The sequence below is a fragment of the Polaromonas sp. P1_F6 genome (genome assembly GCF_056405695.1).
On record NZ_JBFUBQ010000009.1, the window covers coordinates 38,575 to 55,993 of the forward strand.

A 17,419-nucleotide genomic window follows, 5' to 3' on the forward strand; every position below is an offset into this window, starting at 1 on the left:
ACCTGATTCATGGATGGGAACGAAGGACGGCCCCGGCAGTGTTTCGCCATTTTCGTTACAGTCGGCAAAGAGCCTCCCGGCCGCCTCAGGCCTTTCCTTTTTTCGCCACTCGAGGCGACTCGCCCATGACCACCGACACCAAAAAACTCTCCATGCTGCAGGTGCTGATCTGCGGCGCCACCATCGTCACGCTGTCCATGGGCATTCGCCACGGCTTTGGCCTCTGGCTGCAGCCCATCACGCAGGCGCAGGGCTGGACGCGCGAGACTTTTGCCTTTGCGCTGGCGGTGCAAAACCTGTCCTGGGGCGTGTTCGGCATCTTCGCCGGCATGGCGGCCGACCGCTTTGGCGCCTTCCGCGTGATCGTGGGCGGTGCTCTGCTTTACGGGCTGGGCCTGGTGGGCATGGCGCTGTCGCCCACCGGTTTCCTGTTCACCCTGACAGCCGGCGTGCTGATTGGCGCCGCACAGGCCGGAACCACGTATGCCGTGATTTACGGCGTGATCGGGCGCAATATTTCGGCCGACAAACGCTCGTGGGCCATGGGCGTGGCCGCGGCGGCGGGCTCATTCGGCCAGTTCCTGATGGTGCCGACCGAAGGTTTGCTGATCAGCAGCCTGGGCTGGAAAGAGGCTTTGCTGGTGCTGAGCGGCGCGGTGCTGCTGATTGCGCCGCTGGCATTGGGCCTGCGCGAAGGCGGTTTTACCGGCGGGCAGCCTGCCAAACGCGAGCAGACCATTCTTCAGGCGCTGCGCGAGGCTTTCAAGTACCCGAGCTTTCAATTGCTGATGGCGGGTTACTTTGTCTGCGGCTTCCAGGTGGTGTTCATCGGCGTGCACATGCCCAGCTACCTCAAGGACAAGGGCCTGTCTCCCCAGGTGGCCAGCTATGCGCTGGCGCTGATCGGCCTCTTTAATGTGTTCGGCACCTACATTGCGGGCTCGCTGGGTCAGAAAATCGCCAAACGCAAGATCCTGGCGACGATTTATCTCTCGCGCGCCATCGTGATCGCCGTGTTCCTGGCGGCACCGCTGAGCCCCTTGAGCGTTTACATCTTTGCCAGCCTGATGGGCCTGCTGTGGCTGTCGACCATCCCGCCGACCAACGCCGTCGTGGCGCAGATCTTCGGCATCCAGCACTTGTCGATGCTGGGCGGCTTTATCTTCTTCAGCCATCAGATCGGCTCCTTCCTGGGCGTCTGGCTGGGCGGCTATTTGTATGACCGCACGGGCAGCTACGACATCGTCTGGTACATCGCGATTGCATTGGGCGTGTTTGCCGCGCTGGTGAACCTGCCGGTGCGTGAATCACCGATTGCACGCGCGGCCGTGCCCCAAGGGGCCTGAGATGGCCAAAAGAATCGGCCTGTGGACGCTTGCGATCATCGCGTCGCTGGGGGTGTTTGCCCTCTACACACGGCCGGATTTCCTGTTCACACTCGCCAACCAGGTCTGGGCCTGCTTCTAGCGCAAGGCCCTTCCCAGGGGTTTTATGTGTGTTTTGGGCTGCGGCCCAATCAGGACGGGCGCAAGCAGCTATGAAAACAATAGTAATTACCGGAGCCTCTGACGGCATAGGCGCTGAAATGGCGCGGCAATTGGCCAAAACCCACGGTGCCGGCGTGGCGCTGGTGCTGGCCGCGCGCAATGAAGCACTGCTCAATGAGGTTGCGGGCCAATGCGCTGCCCATGGGGCGCTGACCCTGGCCGTCAAAACCGATGTGTCGCAAGAGGACCAATGCCGCCAGCTGGTGGCCGCCGCCATCGGCCGGTTCGGGCAAATCGATGCCTTGATCAACAACGTAGGCATGTCGGCGCAAGCCCTTTTTGAAGACGTCAAGGCCCAGGACCTGGCCTGGTACGAACAGTTGATGCGCATCAACCTCTGGGGCAGCGTCTGGTGCACCCATGCCGCCTTGCCTTACTTAAAAGTGCGCCACGGCAGCATCGTGGCGGTCTCCAGCCTGGCGGGCCTGATCGGTGTGCCGGGCCGCACAGCCTACAGCGCCACCAAATTCGCCATGACGGGCTTCTTCGAGGCATTGCGCGCCGAGCTTAAAACGGCCGGTGTCAGCGTAACGACGGCCTACCCGGGCGTGGTCGCCACCCGCATCCGCCACCGCGGCTTCAACGCGGCCGGTGAGGCGGCCGGTGCCAGCGGCCTGAAGGAAGACGACGCCATGAGCGTGGAAGAATGCGCACGGCTCATCCTTGAGGGCATGGCGCGCCGGGAACGCGAGGTGGTCATGACGGCCAAGGGCAAGCTGGGCCGCTGGCTCAAGCTGATCGCGCCGGGCCGGGTCGAGGCGATGGCGCTCGCCGCGCTCAAAGATGACGTAAGACCATGAATACAGCCCCCACGCTTGTCACTCCGAGCCTGCGGCGCGCTGCCCCTGATCTCACTTATGGGGCGCATTTTTCCTTGGGGCGGCCCGGCGGAAAAACCCTATGACCGGTACCGCGCATGGCACGGAACCACCCTCCGCCTGGGTGCAGCGCTGGTCGCACCTGGTGCCTGAGCGCGGCGTAGTGCTGGACGTGGCCTGCGGCCATGGCCGTCATGCCCGCTGGTTTTATGAACGAAATCACCCTCTGGCCCTTGTGGATCTTGCGCAAGCAGCTATCGAATTCATAGCATCAGCTCTTCCCACGCGCCCCGCCCAAACCGTTGAAGCCGTGGTGGCCGACATTGAGGAAGGTCCCTGGCCTTTTGAAGGACGACAGTTTGAAGCCGTCATCGTCACCAATTACCTGTGGCGGCCGCTCCTGCCCACGCTGCTGGCCAGCCTGGCGCCGGGTGGCGTGCTGATTTACGAAACTTTTACGCAGGGCAATGAAACGGTAGGCAAACCCTCGCGCCCCGACTTTTTACTGCGTCCCGGTGAATTGCTGCAGGTCTGCCAGGGCCTGAAAGTGGTGGCCTTCGAGGAGGGTTTTGAGGAGCGTCCGCCACGCTTTGTCCAGCGCATCGCCGCCGTCCGCGACTCAGCCAGCACCGCGGGTTTATCCGCCCCCCTTCATACCGCGGAAGGGGGTCCACCCCGCTATAGACTGACCTAGGCTCTGGGTAGAATGCAGGATTGGCCTTTTCCGGGGCCGGCTTGAAGCTGTTCAGGCCGGAACACCCCAGATACCTGCATGGCCGCGAACGTTTACAAGCAGAGCATGAAACCCATTACTGGCAGCATCGTTGCACTGGCAACGCCCTTGCACGAAGACGGCAGCGTAGATTACCCCACCCTGCGCAAGCTGGTTGACTGGCACATTGCCGAAGGGACCGACTGCATCGGCGTGGTCGGCACCACCGGCGAATCCCCAACCGTCAATGTCGAAGAACATTGCGAAATCATCCGGGTGTCAGTTGAGCAGGCCAAAAAGCGCGTGCCGATCATGGCTGGCTGCGGTGCCAACTCAACGGCCGAAGCCATCGAATTGGCCAAATTTGCCAAAGGCGTTGGCGCGGACTGCCAGCTGCAGGTCGTCCCTTATTACAACAAGCCCACCCAGGAAGGCCAGTACCGGCACTTCAAGGCGATTGCGGAAGCGGTTGGCGACCTCCCCACCGTGCTTTACAACGTGCCCGGCCGCACCGTCGCCGATATGGCGCATGCCACCGTGCTGCGCCTGGCCCAGGTGCCCGGCATTGTCGGCATCAAGGAAGCCACCGGCAATATCGAGCGCGCCCAGTGGCTGATCAAGGAAGTGCCCAAGGGCTTTGCCGTGTATTCAGGCGACGACCCGACCGCGGTGGCGCTGATGCTTTGCGGCGGCCAGGGCAATGTCAGCGTGACGGCCAACGTCGCGCCCCGCCTCATGCACGAGCTGTGCGTGGCCGCCGTGGCCGGCGATGCCCGCCGCGCCATGGAGCTGCAACTTAAATTGCTGCCGCTGCATCGAAACCTGTTTGTCGAAGCCAACCCGATTCCCGTCAAGTGGGCCATGGCCCGGATGGGCCTTTGCGGCGGCACATTGCGCCTGCCCATGACACCGCTGGAAACATCGAACGAAGCCGCTGTGGAAAGCGCCCTGCGCATCTGCGGCCTGGTCTGATTTGCCTGATCTGATTTTTAAGGGAACCCAAGTGAAGATATTGCCAACACATCCTGCATTTTCCAAAGCCCGGAGCGCCGCAACCGTGTCTGCACTGGTTGCCCTCAGCCTGCTCGCCGGCTGCTCTTCCATCAGGGATGTGATGGAAGGCGAACGCGTCGACTACAAAAGCAGCGGCGCCAAAGCCCCTTCCCTGGCGATCCCTCCCGACCTGACACAACTCAGCCGCGAAACCCGTTATGTGGTGCCCGGTACGGCGGTGTCCGCCAGCAGCTACCAGGTTGGCCAGCCGACACAGGCCGTGCAGACAGCCGCAGTGACCGTGGGCGACGTTCGCATCGAACGCGCAGGAAGCCAGCGCTGGCTGGTGGTGAACCGGCCGGCAGACAAGCTCTGGACGCCCGTGCGCGATTTCTGGCTGGAGAGCGGCTTCCTGCTGTCCCAGGACCAGGAAAACCTCGGCATCATGGAAACCGATTACGCTGAAAACCGCGCCAAGCTCCCGCAGGATTTCATCCGCAACACTATCGGCAAAGTATTCGACAGCCTGTACTCCACAGGTGAACGCGACAAGTTCCGCACACGGCTGGAGCGCCGCCCTGATGGCGGCACCGAAATCTATGTCAGCCACCGCGGTATGGTCGAGGTGCTGACCGGCGTCAAGGCCGGCTCCACCGGCGGCGACAGCACCATGTGGCAACCCCGCCCTGCCGACCCGGAGCTGGAAGCCGAATTCCTGCGCCGCCTGATGGTCAAGCTGGGTGTCACGCAAGAGCAATCGAAGGCCCTGGTGGCCGCCGGTGCAGACAAACAAACCTCGCGGATCGCCACTGTCAACAGCCAGCCCGTCGTGCAGATCGACGAAGGCTTTGAACGTGCATGGCGCCGCGTCGGACTGGCACTGGACCGCACCGGGTTCACGGTTGAAGACCGCGACCGCAGCCAGGGAACCTACTTCGTGCGCTACGTCGAGCCCATCGTGAACAAAACCGAGCCCGGTTTCTTCAGCAAGCTGTTCAGCGGCTCGCCAGCCGCCGTGCCGCCGTTGAAGTACCGTATCGCCGTCAAGAGCCAGGGTGAAAGCACCACGGTGTCGGTCCTCAATGCCCAGGGTGCCCCTGAAGCATCGGCCAATGCCCAGCGCATCATCCAGGTGATTGCCGACGATCTGCGGTAAATCCCGGTTCGTGATCCTGTTCATCCCGACTGAAGATTCCATACCGGTGTGCTGAGGTTCAAAAGCCTGGGCAGTGGCAGTTCAGGCAATGCCACACTGGTTGAAGCGTCGGGGATCACGCCGCTTCGCATTCTTGTCGACTGCGGGTTGGGGTTCAAGCACCTGCTCTACAGGCTCGGTGAGGCGGGCCTGCAACCCGAAGACATCCACGCCGTGTTCATCACCCATGAGCACGGTGACCACATCGGTTGCGCGCGGTCACTGTCGCTTCGCTACCGGATCCCGGTCTGGATGAGCCATGGCACCCACGCAGGCATAGGGGCACCAGATTTTGACGGGTTGCTGCACAAGGCGCGCGACGGGAAAGCCATTGACCTCGGCGGCATGCAGCTGACGCCTTTTACGGTGCCCCACGATGCCCGGGAACCCTTGCAGCTCAGCTGCACCGATGGCTCGGCAAAGCTGGGAATCCTCACTGATCTCGGTCATGCCACTTCGCATGTACTGGAACACCTTGGGGGCTGCGACGCCCTGATGCTGGAGTGCAACCACGATTCCGACATGCTGGCCCAATCGTCCTATCCCGCATTCCTGAAGCGGCGGGTGGGCGGCCAATTTGGGCATCTTTCCAATACGGCCGCTGCGGATGTCGCCCGCGGCGTCATGCATCAGGGGCTACGCCACCTGGTGGCAGCCCATCTCAGCGCGCAAAACAACCGGCCGGAGCTGGTGCAAGCCCTGATGGCCGAGGCCCTGGGCTGTGGCGCAGAAGACATTATTGTGGCCAGGCCCGACGTCGGCACACGCTGGATCCATATCTGAGGAAGGGTCGTGGGCCCTGCAATGCGGGTGCATACCGGCCATCGCGGCAAACAAGCGCCCATAAAAAAGCCGCCTCGCGGCGGCTTTTTTCGACTCGCTGAAGAATTACTTCGCAGCGCTGGCTGGAGCGGCGGTAGCAGCGGCAGCAGCGGCAGCAGCGTCAGCAGCAGGTGCCGATGCAGGTGCAGATGCGGCAGCGGCAGGAGCCGATGCGTCAGCAGCAGGGGCTGGAGCTGGTGCAGCAACTGGAGCTGGTGCTGGAGCTTCTTCTTTCTTGCCGCAAGCAGCCAGAGCAACAGCGGCAACGATAGCTGCCAAAACGAGTGACTTGTTCATTTTTACGATCCTTGATGATATTTAAGAAAACAATTTCCGGAAATTGCCAAAAGAAAACCCAAACCGGAATTCAAGTTATTTTTGACCGGGGAAAGGACTCGAGCTCTTTCTACCCAGCTTTAAATTATATGCCGGATATTACAAATGGGAACGCAAGCCGGAAAACCCTAAGCCAGCCTTTACAGGCCTGTAGCGCCCTCAGACGCACAAATGCCCGCCTTAAAGCCCCAGCGTGGTGGCGGGGAACGACGGCGAACTTTTCAGCAAACGCTCATTGATGCGCTCCCTCAACGCCACCCGCCTCGCAACCTCAGAGCCGGCAATGCCAGTGCAGCGCTGCACATCCAGCCGCTCAAAGACCCAGCCGGGGCCGAGCAAGGCGCTGGGCATATCGTCCGCCGCACCCGACGTATTGGCACGGCATTCCACAATGTGCGCCCAGGTACGCCGCCAGGTGACGAACCGGGCGTGCCGCCTGACCACTTCATCGTAGTTTTTGGCCAGCATCGTGAATTTCCGGCCCGTCATGGACCAATCATTCAGCGCCTGAACGACTGCACGTTCTCCCAGGGGCCAGTCTTCGAAATCGGGATCGCACACAATGATTTCACGCCACCCCTGTGCGGCTGCCGCTGAAAGCGACTTCCTGATCAACTCCGTGAAATCGCTGCGGCCGGTAAACCGGCCTTCCAGCAAGGCGGGCGGCAGGGCAGAACTGGTTTTTTCCGTATCCATAAAACGTCTCCAGGCTGTTTGGCAATCAGGTCAGTCGTCTTCCGCAGGCAGCGTCTGCCGCAACCAGCCCGCGTCGTGCCAGTCGCCCAGCAGCGCGATGGCAGATGCGCCAGCCTTGCGCAGCTCCCGGGGGGCCAGGCTGCGCTGGTCGGCCAGGCGGTGCATCAGGGCAGCATCGGCACCTTTGGCGCGATAGCTTTCGCCATTGATAAACACATGGTCGCTGTCATACATCATCCGCGTGCGTGTGTCGAGATGCACGCCGGCACTCCCCTGCCGCGCCGCATCGACATCCCACTCGCACTCCACCTCATCAAACCATACCGAAGGCTTGGGTTCGGTCATGTATTCGCCCAGGGCGCAAGCCACGGCCAGGGGATCTTTCAACGCGTCCAGAACCGCCTGGCCGGCGAAGGCCGTGAGCTCTGACGGCATGGCGGCCGGTGTTGGGGTTGCGGCCTGCCCCGCATCGCGGTACAGGCGGGGCCGTGCCTTGCGGCCGAGTTCTTCCGCGGCAGATTCATCACCCTCATGGCGATCGTCCTCAGTGAACTCGGCCAGGCGATGCAGCAGTTCCGCGGCAAGTTCCCCCTGTGCAGGCGACCTGAATCCGATGGAATATGTCATGCAATCTGCAGGTTTTCCGTCGGCCTGCAGCGACGCCTCGGCAATGCCGTCGTGGGCATAGCGCGGAGGCAGGTAGAGCATGTCGCCCGCTTCCAGTACAAACTCTTCCTCAGGAACAAAATTCTGGAGGATTTTCAGCGGCACGCCTTCCTGCAGCGTCAGGTCTTTCTGCCGCCCGATCTTCCATCGCCGCCGGCCGCTGGCCTGCAGCAGAAACACGTCATAGCTGTCAAAGTGCGGCCCAACGCCGCCGCCGGGCGTGGCAAACGAAATCATCAGGTCGTCGAGCCGGGCATCAGGCACAAAACGGAACTTCTGCAAAAGCGCATGCGCGCCGGCGTCATGCAGGTCCACCCCCTGCACCAGCAAGGTCCAGGCTTTCTGGCTCAGCGGCGGGAGGCTTCGCGCGGCAAAAGGCCCCTGTTTCATCCGCCATCCCTTGGGCTGCTGGACGATCAGCCGGGACTCGACTTGCTCACGCGACGCGAGCCTGAACAGTGCTGCGCGGCTGAGCACAGGTTGCAGCCCCGTCAGCGCCTGGCGGATGAGAAGCGGCTTTTTTTGCCAGTGCCGGCGCATGAATTGCGCCGGGCTCAGGCCGGCGAGGAGCTCTAGAGATTGATTTACATCCATGGGACAATTGTCGGATGAAAATCACCCCGCAATGCGTCGTAGCCCTGACATGGACGCTGAAAGACACTCTGGGCGATGTGCTGGACGAGCTGGACGAACCCATCGAGTTTTTACTCGGCGGCGATGATCTCCTCGCGAAGATCGAGGAGGCACTGCAAGGCCATGAAGCCGGAGAGAAGCTTGAGCTGCACCTTGAGCCCGAAAACGCCTTCGGTGACTACGACGAGAATCTGGTTTTCCTCGAACCCCGCAAGATTTTTCCAGCCGAACTGGAAGAAGGCATGACCTTCGACGGCATGGCCCTTCCGCCAGGAAGCAGCGGGCAAGCGCCTCATGATCATATTTACACCGTGACCGAGATCTACCCCGATCACGTCGTGCTCGATGGCAACCATCCCCTTGCGGGCATTGCCATCCGGTTGAACCTCAAGGTTGAAGCCGTGCGCGAAGCCAGCGAAGAGGAAATCGGCCAGGGCTCACTTGGTACCGGTTTTTTCAAACTTGAGCCGATCACACCGGGAAGTGGCACGCTGCACTGAGACGCGTGCAATTCCAGGCGTAAAAAAGCCGGCCCTTCCCTGCGGGAGTAGCCGGCTCTTCATATGCGGAGGAACCGCAGCTTTACATGACCCGGTTGATCTGGCCGTTTTCGATCTTTACGCGGTCTCCCACGCGAAGGTTGCCGTAGCTGGGCACGTCGTAGGCGCGTGAGCTGCCATTGTCCAGTTGCACGGAGACGCGATAGCTTTCACGAATGGTCGCATTGCGGTTCTTTTCAATGGCGTTGCCGGCCACTGCGCCGCCCACCGCACCCACCACGGTTGCAGCATCCTTGCCGCTGCCGCCACCGATCTGGTGACCCACCACAGCACCCGCCACACCGCCCAGGACAGCACCCACGCCAGAGCCGCGGCCCTTTTCCGTAGTCTGGATGGCTTCCACATTGATGACCCGTCCGTACTCAACATAAGCATTCTGCTGATTGGCGGGATAGGACGAAGAAGCGGGATAGGTTGAGGTGGTGGCCGGGTAGGACGAATCGCCGCTGGGGCTCATGGGCGCGCAAGCAGCCAAGCCCACCAGTGCCAGCACAGCGGAAGCCGAGGAAATAAAGCGGAATGTGTTTTGCATGAGTCTCTCCTGTTAATAAGTTCATGAGCTTCCCGGCCCCTGCCATCGGCTTCACGCTAGCGAGAAGCCGATACCAGGAGCGCGGAGACTCCCATGACCCATTAAGGGCACGCCGCAGCAAATACAAGGTGGGGATTAGAGCTGTCGCGGCGTGGGAGCCGTGTCGCAGGGGTTGTAGGAAAACACCCTCCCCTGACGCCTTTTGCCCGCCAGCGCGCCAGCCGTTCAGGCGGTCAGGCTTTGCCCGTGGAGCCGTACCCGCCTTCGCCACGCTCACTGGCGGGAAATTCCGCCACCACATTGAACTGCGCCTGCACCACCGGCACGATCATCAGCTGGGCGATCCGCTCCATCGGCTCAATGGTGAATGGCACATCGCTGCGGTTCCAGGCGCTGACCATCAGCTGCCCTTGGTAATCACTGTCGATCAGGCCGACCAGGTTGCCCAGCACGATGCCGTGCTTGTGGCCCAGCCCCGAGCGCGGCAGGATGAGCGCGGCATAGCCGGGGTTGTGCAGGTAGATCGCAATGCCGGTCGGTACCAGTTGCCACGCGTTGGCGGCCAGCGTCAGGGGCGCCTCCAGGCAGGCGCGCAGGTCCAGGCCGGCGCTGCCGGGCGTGGCGTAAGCAGGAAGGTTGTCCTGAAGGCGGGGGTCGAGAATCTTGACGTCGATGAGCATGAATTATTTTTTCTTCGGTTGTTGATTTTTTTGCGCCTCTTCGGCGGCCTGCCGGGCGAGCTCGCGCAGCCGCTGGACCAGCGCACCCGAGGAGTTGCGGTTGGCCTTGAAGACCACCCAGGCCCCATAGACCAGCAGCGCGGGCAAAAACAAAAAGCCCGCGCCGGGCAGCACTTCGGAGAGCGCCTGGGTAGCGATCCACAACACTACTACCCATCTAACGTGGCTGAGGAAGGACATGCCAGCCAAAGGCGCCAGCGCAGCCTTCACCGAAGGCGTGCCTGAACTCGCTGAAAACCGGGGGTTGGCGGAAACACCCGCCTGGGGTTTGAGCAAATCCTCACGCACTCCCGCAGCGGCATTGGCCCCCGTCAGGCGCTCCACGTAGCTGGCGAAATCACCGTCAGGCGGTGTGTCCGAGGGGTGATTCATGGTGCAGCCGCCTTTCCGTGCGATGGCCCGGCCGCCATCCGGGCGGCGATCTCCTGCACCAGACGGCGCGCCAGCGAGAGCTTGGAAGCCCTGGGCAGCGCGGTGCTACCCTCCGCATCTACCAGCAGCAACGCGTTGTGGTCCTGACCGAAAGTGTCGGGGCCGATGTTTCCGACCAGCAGCGGCACTTTTTTGCGCAGGCGCTTGGCCCCGGCGTTGTCGGCCAGGTCATGGCTTTCAGCGGCAAAACCCACGCAGAATAACCGGCCGGCCTGGGCGGCGGGTGACTGGGCGACAGTGGCCAGGATGTCCGTGTTTTCGGTAAACACCAGCTGCGGCGTCTGGCCGGAGCCGTCTTTCTTGATCTTCTGCGTTGAAGGCGCGGCCGGCCGCCAGTCAGCGACAGCCGCAGTTGCTATAAAAATAGTAGCTGCTTGCGCACGCCCTGTAACGGCTTCAAGCATATTTTGTGCAGATTTGACGTCAATGCGATTGACCCCGCGTGGCGTTGACAGCCCGACCGGGCCCGCAACAAGAGTGACCTCTGCTCCTGCTTCGTGCGCCGCCCGCGCAATGGCGAAACCCATTTTCCCGCTCGACAGGTTGGTGATGCCGCGCACGGGATCTATGGCCTCATAGGTCGGTCCGGCCGTGACCAGCACATGCTGCCCGGCCAGGACCTTGGGCGCAAAGAAGGCAATCAGGTCTTCGAGGATCTGCTCAGGCTCCAGYATGCGTCCGTCGCCGGTCTCACCGCAGGCCTGAAAACCACTACCCACGCCCAGCACCGTGGCACCATCACCGGCCAGTTGGACAAAATTGCGTTGGGTCGCCGGGTGCGCATACATCTCGCGGTTCATGGCCGGCGCCACCAGCAGCGGCACGTTGTCGATGGGCCGGGCCAGGCACATCAGGCTGAGCAGGTCGTCGGCACGCCCATGAAGCAGCTTGGCCATGAAATCAGCGCTCATGGGCGCAACCAGGATCGCATCGGATTCGCGCGACAGGTTGATGTGCGCCATGTTGTTCGCTTCACGGCTGTCCCACTGGCTGGTGTAGACCGGCCGTCCGCTCAGGGCCTGCATGGTGACGGGCGTGATGAACTGCTCGGCAGCTTCGGTCATGACTACCTGCACCGTGGCACCCGCCTTGATCAGCGCCCGGCACAGTTCAGCGGCCTTGTAGCATGCAATGCCACCCGACAGGCCCAGCACGATGTGTCTGCCGGCCAAGTCCAGGGCTTCATTGCCGTCCGGGCCGCTTCCCATGGGATTCACTTGATTCGTCATGTTCCGCAATGTATCTCAGTTGGAGGAAAGGCCCCCACGCTTTTCGCTTCGCGTAATGCGCTGCCCCCCGAGGGGGCGCTGCGCCTGCGGCCCGGCTAAGCCGGTTCCGCGGCCCCGGCTTGCTTGGTCAACACCGGCCAGCCTTACGTGGGCTGCGAGCCACCGTGCAAGCCCGAACAGCTGTGGGCTGAAATTCAGTATCCCCTGCAAGAAGTAACCCGGCGGGCAACCCGTATAATCTCCGTTTACCACCTCTACGAACTTGCGGTTCGTACCTGACATGACCAAATTTGTCTTCGTCACCGGCGGTGTGGTGTCTTCCCTGGGCAAGGGAATCGCCTCAGCCTCCTTAGCTGCGATCCTCGAATCGCGAGGCCTCAAAGTCACTTTAATCAAGCTCGATCCCTACCTGAATGTGGATCCGGGCACCATGTCGCCCTTCCAGCATGGCGAAGTTTTTGTGACCGACGACGGCGCCGAGACCGACCTGGATCTCGGCCACTATGAGCGTTTCATCGAAACGCGCATGCGCAAGGCCAACAACTTCACCACCGGCCAGATCTACAAAAGCGTGCTTGAGAAAGAACGCCGTGGCGACTACCTGGGCAAGACCGTGCAGGTCATCCCGCACGTCACCAACGAAATCCAGGAATTCGTCAAGCGCGGCGCCGGCTACGAGACGGCTGATGCGGTCGACGTGGCCATCGTCGAAATCGGCGGCACCGTCGGCGACATCGAGTCCCTGCCCTTTCTTGAAGCCGTGCGCCAGATGAGCCTGCGCCTGGGCGCCAACAACACCGCCTTCGTTCACCTGAGCTACGTGCCCTGGATCGCCGCCGCCGGCGAGCTCAAGACCAAGCCGACCCAGCACACCGCCAAGCAACTGCGTGAAATCGGCATCCAGGCCGACGTGCTGCTGTGCCGTGCCGACCGCCGCATTCCCAACGAAGAGCGCGAAAAAATCTCGCTGTTCTCCAACGTTCCCGAGTGGGGCGTGATCTCGATGTGGGACGTCGACACCATTTACAAAGTGCCCCGCATGCTGCACGAACAGGGCCTGGACGGCCTGATCTGCGACAAGCTACGCCTGAACACGCCACCGGCCAACCTCAAGCGCTGGGACGACCTGGTCTACGAGACCGAGCATCCGCAGACCGAAGTGCACATCGCCATGGTCGGCAAGTACGTAGACCTTTCAGACAGCTACAAGTCGCTTAACGAAGCCCTGCGCCACGCCGGCATGAAGAACCACGCCAAGGTGGTCATCGAGTATGTCGACTCCGAAACCATCACGCAGGACAATGTCTCGCGCCTGGCGCGCTTTGACGGCATCCTGGTGCCCGGCGGCTTCGGCATACGCGGCGTCGAAGGCAAGATCTGCGCGGCCCGCTTCGCCCGCGAGCAAAAGATGCCTTACCTTGGCATCTGCCTGGGCATGCAGGTAGCGACCATCGAATTCGCGCGCCATGTGGCTGGCCTGAAGGACGCCAACAGCACCGAGTTCGACCCCGCCACACCGCACCCCGTGATCGCGCTGATCACCGAGTGGAAAGACGCCGACGGCACGATCAAGACACGCAATGCCAAATCCGACCTGGGCGGCACCATGCGCCTGGGCGCGCAAAGCTCGGACGTCGCAGCCGGCACGCTGGCCCACAAAATTTATGGTGACGTGGTGACAGAACGCCACCGCCACCGCTATGAAGCCAACGTCAACTACCTCGATGCCCTGCGTGCGTCGGGCCTGGTCATCTCCGCGCTAACGCAGCGCGAGCAACTCACCGAAATCGTCGAGCTGCCGCAAGACGTCCACCCCTGGTTTGTCGGCGTGCAGTTCCACCCCGAGTTCAAGTCCACGCCTTGGGATGGCCACCCGCTGTTCAATGCCTATATTGCGGCCGTACTCCAACAGCGCGCCACGGCAGGCCAGGACCCGAAAGCTGCCGCCAAGCCCCTCAAGGCGGTAGCCTGACCATGAAACTCTGCGGATTCGACATTGGCCTGAACCAACCCTTCTTCCTCATCGCCGGCCCCTGCGTGGTGGAGTCCGAGCAATTGCAGATGGACACCGCCGGTACGCTCAAGGAAATCACTTCCTCGCTGGGTATTCCCTTCATCTTCAAGAGCAGTTTCGACAAGGCCAATCGCACCAGCGAGACGGCCTTTCGTGGACTGGGCACGGAAAAAGGACTGGAGATCCTGGCCAAGGTCAAAAAGGAAATTGGCGTGCCGGTGCTGACCGACATCCATTCCGAAGACCAGATCGCCCAGGTCGCCAAAGTCGTCGATGTGCTGCAAACACCGGCCCTGCTGTGCCGCCAGACCGACTTCATCCACGCCGTCGCACTGTCCGGCCTGCCGGTCAATATCAAGAAGGGCCAATTCATGGCCCCGGGCGACATGAAGAACGTCATCACCAAGGCGCGCGCGGCCGTCAAGGCAGCCGGTCTGCCGGAAGACAACTTCATGGCCTGCGAACGCGGCGCCAGCTTTGGCTACAACAATCTGGTCAGCGACATGCGCAGCCTGGCCATCATGCGGGAGACCAACGCGCCGGTCGTGTTTGACGCGACCCACTCGGTGCAGCTGCCCGGCGGCCAGGGCACCAGCAGCGGCGGCGTACGCGAGATGGTGCCGGTGCTGGCGCGTGCCGCAGTGGCCGTCGGCGTCTCTGGCCTGTTCATGGAAACCCATCCAGACCCGGCCAAGGCCTTGTGCGACGGCCCCAATGCCGTACCGCTCAAGCACATGAAGGCGCTGCTGGAAACACTGCTCGAACTGGATCGTGTCACCAAGAAAAACGGCTTCCTCGAAAACAACTTCAGCGCCTGAGCCAGCGATCCATCCCGGAAACCTACACAAGCCATGACATTCGCCTACATCATTGTCGACATGAAGATCACCGACCCCGAGCAGTACAAGCAGTACATGGCGGCCGCGCCTGCCGCGGTTGCGGCCGCTGGGGGCGAATACCTGGTGCGCGGTGGCAAGTTTGAGGCGCTGGAAGGCACCTGGCAACCTGCACGCGTCGCCATGCTGCGCTTTCCCAGCTACGAAAAGGCCAAGGCCTTTTATGACGACGAAATGTACCGCGCCGCGCGTGCCAAGCGTGCTGGCGCCACCGAGTTTTTCAATATGGTCCTGGTCGAAGGCGTTGCCGCCCCGGTCTGATCCCCTCTCTACAAAAAAAGGAACCTAATGAGCGCAATTGTTGATATCGTCGGCCGCGAAATTCTCGACAGCCGTGGCAACCCTACCGTTGAGTGCGACGTGCTGCTGGAGTCCGGCGTCATGGGCCGTGCTGCAGTGCCTTCGGGCGCGTCCACCGGTTCGCGTGAAGCCATTGAGTTGCGCGACGGCGACAAGTCGCGCTACCTCGGCAAAGGCGTGCTCAAGGCCGTCGAACACATCAACACCGAAATCTCCGAAGCCGTGCTGGGCCTGGACGCCAGCGAACAAGCCTTCCTGGACCGCACGCTGATCGACCTGGACGGTACCGACAACAAATCGCGCCTGGGCGCCAACGCCACGCTGGCCGTCAGCATGGCCGTGGCACGCGCAGCAGCTGAAGAAGCCGGCCTGCCCCTGTACCGCTACTTCGGCGGCAGCGGTGCCATGCAGATGCCCGTGCCCATGATGAACGTCGTCAACGGCGGCGCGCATGCCAACAACAACCTGGACCTGCAGGAACTGATGATCATTCCCGTGGGCGCACCAAGCTTTCGCGAGGCCGTGCGCTACGGTGCTGAAGTGTTTCATGCGCTCAAGAAAATCCTGCACGACAAGGGCATGAGTGTGGCCGTCGGCGACGAAGGCGGCTTTGCACCCAATGTGGCCAACCATGAATCGGCCATCCAGATGATCCTGGAGGCCATCGACGCCGCTGGTTATGTGGCCGGCGAACAAATTGCCCTGGGCCTCGATTGCGCAGCGTCGGAGTTCTACAAGGACGGCAAATACGTCCTGGGCGCAGAAGGCCTGAGCCTGGACGCCACCGAATGGACCAACATCCTGGCAACCTGGGTCGACAAATACCCCATCATCAGCATCGAAGACGGTATGGCCGAAGGCGACTGGGACGGCTGGAAGACCCTGACCGAACGCCTGGGCAAAAAGGTGCAGCTGGTCGGCGACGACCTGTTCGTCACCAACACCAAGATCCTCAAGGAAGGCATCGACAAGCAGATTGCCAACTCCATCCTGATCAAGATCAACCAGATCGGCACGCTGACCGAGACCTTTGCCGCCATCGAGATGGCCAAGCGCGCCGGCTACACCGCCGTCATCAGCCATCGTTCGGGCGAAACCGAAGACTCCACGATTGCCGACATCGCCGTGGGCACCAATGCGGGCCAGATCAAGACCGGTTCACTCTCGCGCTCGGACCGCATGGCCAAGTACAACCAGCTGCTGCGCATCGAAGAAGACCTGGGTGACATCGCCACCTATCCGGGCCGCGCGGCCTTTTATAACCTCCGGTAAATGGCCCCCACGCTCGTCGCTTCGCGTACTTCGCTGCCCCCCGGGGGGGCGCGTTTTTTCTTGGGGCGGCCCGGCGAAAAGTCAGCCCCCACGCTCGTCGCTTCGCGTACTTCGCTGCCCCCCGAGGGGGCGCGTTTTTTCTTGGGGCGGCCCGGCGAAAAAACCTTGTCCTTTAATCATCACCCTCAAGCATAGGCATGGGAAACCGACTCGTCCCCRCCATCCTGATTGCGCTGCTAGCCATATTCCACGCGCAACTCTGGATCGGCCGGGGCAGCATTCCCAGCGTGCGCGACATGCAGCACCGGCTGACCGAGCAGCTCGCCAAAAACGTTCAGGCGCAGGCTGCCAATGACCAGCTCGCTGCAGAAGTCCGAGACCTGAAGGAGGGGCTCGAAATGGTCGAAGAAAAAGCCCGGATCGAACTCGGAATGGTCAAGCCGAATGAAATCTTCGTGCAGGTGACCAAGTAAGCCCTGGGTATCCAGCCTGCGAAAGTACCCGTGCTGAAAATTGCCGTTACCGGCGCTCCACTTACCGGAAAGAGACAGCTTGCCGCTGCGCTGGACTGCGCCCTGAAAATCTCGGGGCACGAAGCCACCGTAGCCGTGACCGATGCCGCGTCCCTTCCTGCCGACCTCCCCAGCTTTGGGCTGACGCTGCTCATGGGACTGGAAGAAGTGCAGGCGGCAACAACGGCCGATGAACGCCGGCAACTTCAACACAGCGCCGACCAGTCGATTCGTGCAACCCTGTCGCACGCGGGCATTCCCTATCGCGTGATGTACGGGACCGCAGAGCAGCGCCTTGCCCGGGCGCTGGAGGCCGCGCAAAGTCTGCGGCCCCGTGCCCCGACTTTCACCCGAAGCACGCCCGGCGCGACAGCAAGCCCCCAAAAAAGCAGGAAGGCCTGGGTGTGGGTCTGCGAAAAGTGCAGCGATCCTGCTTGTGAGCACCGCCTGCTCAGCGACCTGCTGGCGGAGCGCGCTGCAGCAACCGCTTGAAGCATTGCCCTGCCGCAGCGCG

At 62.0% G+C, this 17,419-nt stretch carries 20 protein-coding genes; 13 read left to right on the forward strand and 7 right to left on the reverse strand.

Annotated elements, in window-relative coordinates; all coding sequences use genetic code 11:
* Window positions 1-125 precede the first annotated feature (125 nt).
* The 6 genes from AC1DY9_RS20170 to AC1DY9_RS20195 all read left to right on the forward strand — a co-directional run bounded on the left by AC1DY9_RS20170 (window position 126) and on the right by AC1DY9_RS20195 (window position 6,048).
* Window positions 126-1,346 (forward strand): MFS transporter, encoded by a 1,221-nt coding sequence (locus tag AC1DY9_RS20170; protein ID WP_457278924.1) that lies wholly within the window; start codon window positions 126-128, stop codon window positions 1,344-1,346.
* Between the two features lie 191 nt (window positions 1,347-1,537).
* Entirely contained in the window at window positions 1,538-2,347 is an 810-nt protein-coding gene (locus AC1DY9_RS20175; RefSeq protein ID WP_477667470.1) for an SDR family oxidoreductase, read from the forward strand.
* Window positions 2,348-2,447: 100 nt separating this feature from the next.
* The gene (locus AC1DY9_RS20180) at window positions 2,448-3,059 is read left to right on the forward strand and encodes a class I SAM-dependent methyltransferase (RefSeq protein ID WP_477667471.1); all 612 of its coding nucleotides are present in this window, start codon (window positions 2,448-2,450) and stop codon (window positions 3,057-3,059) included.
* Window positions 3,060-3,164: 105 nt separating this feature from the next.
* On the forward strand, window positions 3,165-4,049 hold the full coding sequence (gene dapA / locus AC1DY9_RS20185) for a 4-hydroxy-tetrahydrodipicolinate synthase (protein WP_457278927.1): 885 nt from the start codon (window positions 3,165-3,167) through the stop codon (window positions 4,047-4,049).
* Between the two features lie 31 nt (window positions 4,050-4,080).
* Window positions 4,081-5,226 (forward strand): outer membrane protein assembly factor BamC, encoded by a 1,146-nt coding sequence (gene bamC, locus AC1DY9_RS20190; RefSeq protein WP_457278928.1) that lies wholly within the window; start codon window positions 4,081-4,083, stop codon window positions 5,224-5,226.
* Window positions 5,227-5,274: 48 nt separating this feature from the next.
* Window positions 5,275-6,048 (forward strand): MBL fold metallo-hydrolase, encoded by a 774-nt coding sequence (locus tag AC1DY9_RS20195; protein WP_477667472.1) that lies wholly within the window; start codon window positions 5,275-5,277, stop codon window positions 6,046-6,048.
* A 105-nt stretch (window positions 6,049-6,153) separates the two neighbouring features.
* On the opposite strand, the gene AC1DY9_RS20200 is transcribed toward AC1DY9_RS20195, so the two are convergent.
* The 3 genes from AC1DY9_RS20200 to AC1DY9_RS20210 all read right to left on the reverse strand — a co-directional run bounded on the left by AC1DY9_RS20200 (window position 6,154) and on the right by AC1DY9_RS20210 (window position 8,379).
* The gene (locus tag AC1DY9_RS20200) at window positions 6,154-6,384 is read right to left on the reverse strand and encodes a hypothetical protein (protein WP_457278930.1); all 231 of its coding nucleotides are present in this window, start codon (window positions 6,382-6,384) and stop codon (window positions 6,154-6,156) included.
* Between the two features lie 219 nt (window positions 6,385-6,603).
* Entirely contained in the window at window positions 6,604-7,119 is a 516-nt protein-coding gene (locus AC1DY9_RS20205) for a hypothetical protein (protein WP_457278931.1), read from the reverse strand.
* A gap of 30 nt (window positions 7,120-7,149) precedes the next feature.
* Window positions 7,150-8,379: a JmjC domain-containing protein gene (locus AC1DY9_RS20210; protein WP_477667473.1), complete on the reverse strand. Its 1,230-nt coding sequence runs from the start codon at window positions 8,377-8,379 to the stop codon at window positions 7,150-7,152.
* 14 nt (window positions 8,380-8,393) lie between these two features.
* Here AC1DY9_RS20210 and AC1DY9_RS20215 point away from each other — a divergent pair, with 14 nt between their 5' ends.
* Window positions 8,394-8,918: an FKBP-type peptidyl-prolyl cis-trans isomerase gene (locus tag AC1DY9_RS20215; RefSeq protein WP_457278933.1), complete on the forward strand. Its 525-nt coding sequence runs from the start codon at window positions 8,394-8,396 to the stop codon at window positions 8,916-8,918.
* Window positions 8,919-9,000: 82 nt separating this feature from the next.
* Here AC1DY9_RS20215 and AC1DY9_RS20220 read toward each other — a convergent pair whose 3' ends face one another.
* The 4 genes from AC1DY9_RS20220 to coaBC form a co-directional block, all read right to left on the reverse strand.
* Window positions 9,001-9,510, reverse strand: a complete 510-nt coding sequence (locus AC1DY9_RS20220; RefSeq protein WP_457278934.1) for an outer membrane lipoprotein — start codon at window positions 9,508-9,510, stop codon at window positions 9,001-9,003.
* A 233-nt stretch (window positions 9,511-9,743) separates the two neighbouring features.
* Complete coding sequence (gene dut / locus AC1DY9_RS20225; protein WP_457278935.1) at window positions 9,744-10,190, reverse strand: dUTP diphosphatase; 447 nt, start codon at window positions 10,188-10,190, stop codon at window positions 9,744-9,746.
* A gap of 3 nt (window positions 10,191-10,193) precedes the next feature.
* Window positions 10,194-10,622 (reverse strand): hypothetical protein, encoded by a 429-nt coding sequence (locus tag AC1DY9_RS20230; protein ID WP_457278936.1) that lies wholly within the window; start codon window positions 10,620-10,622, stop codon window positions 10,194-10,196.
* Complete coding sequence (gene coaBC, locus AC1DY9_RS20235) at window positions 10,619-11,890, reverse strand: bifunctional phosphopantothenoylcysteine decarboxylase/phosphopantothenate--cysteine ligase CoaBC (RefSeq protein WP_477667474.1); 1,272 nt, start codon at window positions 11,888-11,890, stop codon at window positions 10,619-10,621. Before coaBC ends, AC1DY9_RS20230 begins: the two co-directional genes overlap by 4 nt.
* Window positions 11,891-12,191: 301 nt before the next feature.
* Between coaBC and AC1DY9_RS20240 the strand changes: the two genes are divergently transcribed.
* The 6 genes from AC1DY9_RS20240 (at window position 12,192) to AC1DY9_RS20265 (ending at window position 17,397) form a co-directional block, all read left to right on the forward strand.
* On the forward strand, window positions 12,192-13,883 hold the full coding sequence (locus tag AC1DY9_RS20240) for a CTP synthase (RefSeq protein ID WP_457278938.1): 1,692 nt from the start codon (window positions 12,192-12,194) through the stop codon (window positions 13,881-13,883).
* Window positions 13,884-13,885: 2 nt separating this feature from the next.
* A complete protein-coding gene (kdsA, locus tag AC1DY9_RS20245) occupies window positions 13,886-14,743 on the forward strand; it encodes a 3-deoxy-8-phosphooctulonate synthase (RefSeq protein ID WP_477646839.1) in 858 nt (285 codons plus the stop codon).
* A 33-nt stretch (window positions 14,744-14,776) separates the two neighbouring features.
* Window positions 14,777-15,082: a DUF1330 domain-containing protein gene (locus tag AC1DY9_RS20250; RefSeq protein WP_457278940.1), complete on the forward strand. Its 306-nt coding sequence runs from the start codon at window positions 14,777-14,779 to the stop codon at window positions 15,080-15,082.
* 27 nt (window positions 15,083-15,109) lie between these two features.
* Window positions 15,110-16,393: a phosphopyruvate hydratase gene (gene eno, locus AC1DY9_RS20255; protein WP_457278941.1), complete on the forward strand. Its 1,284-nt coding sequence runs from the start codon at window positions 15,110-15,112 to the stop codon at window positions 16,391-16,393.
* A gap of 197 nt (window positions 16,394-16,590) precedes the next feature.
* On the forward strand, window positions 16,591-16,866 hold the full coding sequence (locus AC1DY9_RS20260; RefSeq protein WP_477667475.1) for a septum formation initiator family protein: 276 nt from the start codon (window positions 16,591-16,593) through the stop codon (window positions 16,864-16,866).
* 30 nt (window positions 16,867-16,896) lie between these two features.
* Window positions 16,897-17,397: a hypothetical protein gene (locus AC1DY9_RS20265; RefSeq protein WP_457278943.1), complete on the forward strand. Its 501-nt coding sequence runs from the start codon at window positions 16,897-16,899 to the stop codon at window positions 17,395-17,397.
* Window positions 17,398-17,419: the final 22 nt, after the last annotated feature.

Bases quoted from the DNA above. Each gene is read 5' to 3' on its own strand.
- AC1DY9_RS20170 (WP_457278924.1), top strand. From the start codon at position 126: ATGACCACCGACACCAAAAAACTCTCCATGCTGCAGGTGCTGATCTGC.
- AC1DY9_RS20200 (WP_457278930.1), bottom strand. From the start codon at position 6,384: ATGAACAAGTCACTCGTTTTGGCAGCTATCGTTGCCGCTGTTGCTCTG.
- AC1DY9_RS20210 (WP_477667473.1), bottom strand. From the start codon at position 8,379: ATGGATGTAAATCAATCTCTAGAGCTCCTCGCCGGCCTGAGCCCGGCG.
- eno (WP_457278941.1), top strand. From the start codon at position 15,110: ATGAGCGCAATTGTTGATATCGTCGGCCGCGAAATTCTCGACAGCCGT.
- AC1DY9_RS20230 (WP_457278936.1), bottom strand. From the start codon at position 10,622: ATGAATCACCCCTCGGACACACCGCCTGACGGTGATTTCGCCAGCTAC.
- dapA (WP_457278927.1), top strand. From the start codon at position 3,165: ATGAAACCCATTACTGGCAGCATCGTTGCACTGGCAACGCCCTTGCAC.
- AC1DY9_RS20215 (WP_457278933.1), top strand. From the start codon at position 8,394: ATGAAAATCACCCCGCAATGCGTCGTAGCCCTGACATGGACGCTGAAA.
- AC1DY9_RS20180 (WP_477667471.1), top strand. From the start codon at position 2,448: ATGACCGGTACCGCGCATGGCACGGAACCACCCTCCGCCTGGGTGCAG.
- AC1DY9_RS20250 (WP_457278940.1), top strand. From the start codon at position 14,777: ATGACATTCGCCTACATCATTGTCGACATGAAGATCACCGACCCCGAG.
- dut (WP_457278935.1), bottom strand. From the start codon at position 10,190: ATGCTCATCGACGTCAAGATTCTCGACCCCCGCCTTCAGGACAACCTT.
- AC1DY9_RS20220 (WP_457278934.1), bottom strand. From the start codon at position 9,510: ATGCAAAACACATTCCGCTTTATTTCCTCGGCTTCCGCTGTGCTGGCA.
- kdsA (WP_477646839.1), top strand. From the start codon at position 13,886: ATGAAACTCTGCGGATTCGACATTGGCCTGAACCAACCCTTCTTCCTC.
- AC1DY9_RS20240 (WP_457278938.1), top strand. From the start codon at position 12,192: ATGACCAAATTTGTCTTCGTCACCGGCGGTGTGGTGTCTTCCCTGGGC.
- AC1DY9_RS20175 (WP_477667470.1), top strand. From the start codon at position 1,538: ATGAAAACAATAGTAATTACCGGAGCCTCTGACGGCATAGGCGCTGAA.
- AC1DY9_RS20205 (WP_457278931.1), bottom strand. From the start codon at position 7,119: ATGGATACGGAAAAAACCAGTTCTGCCCTGCCGCCCGCCTTGCTGGAA.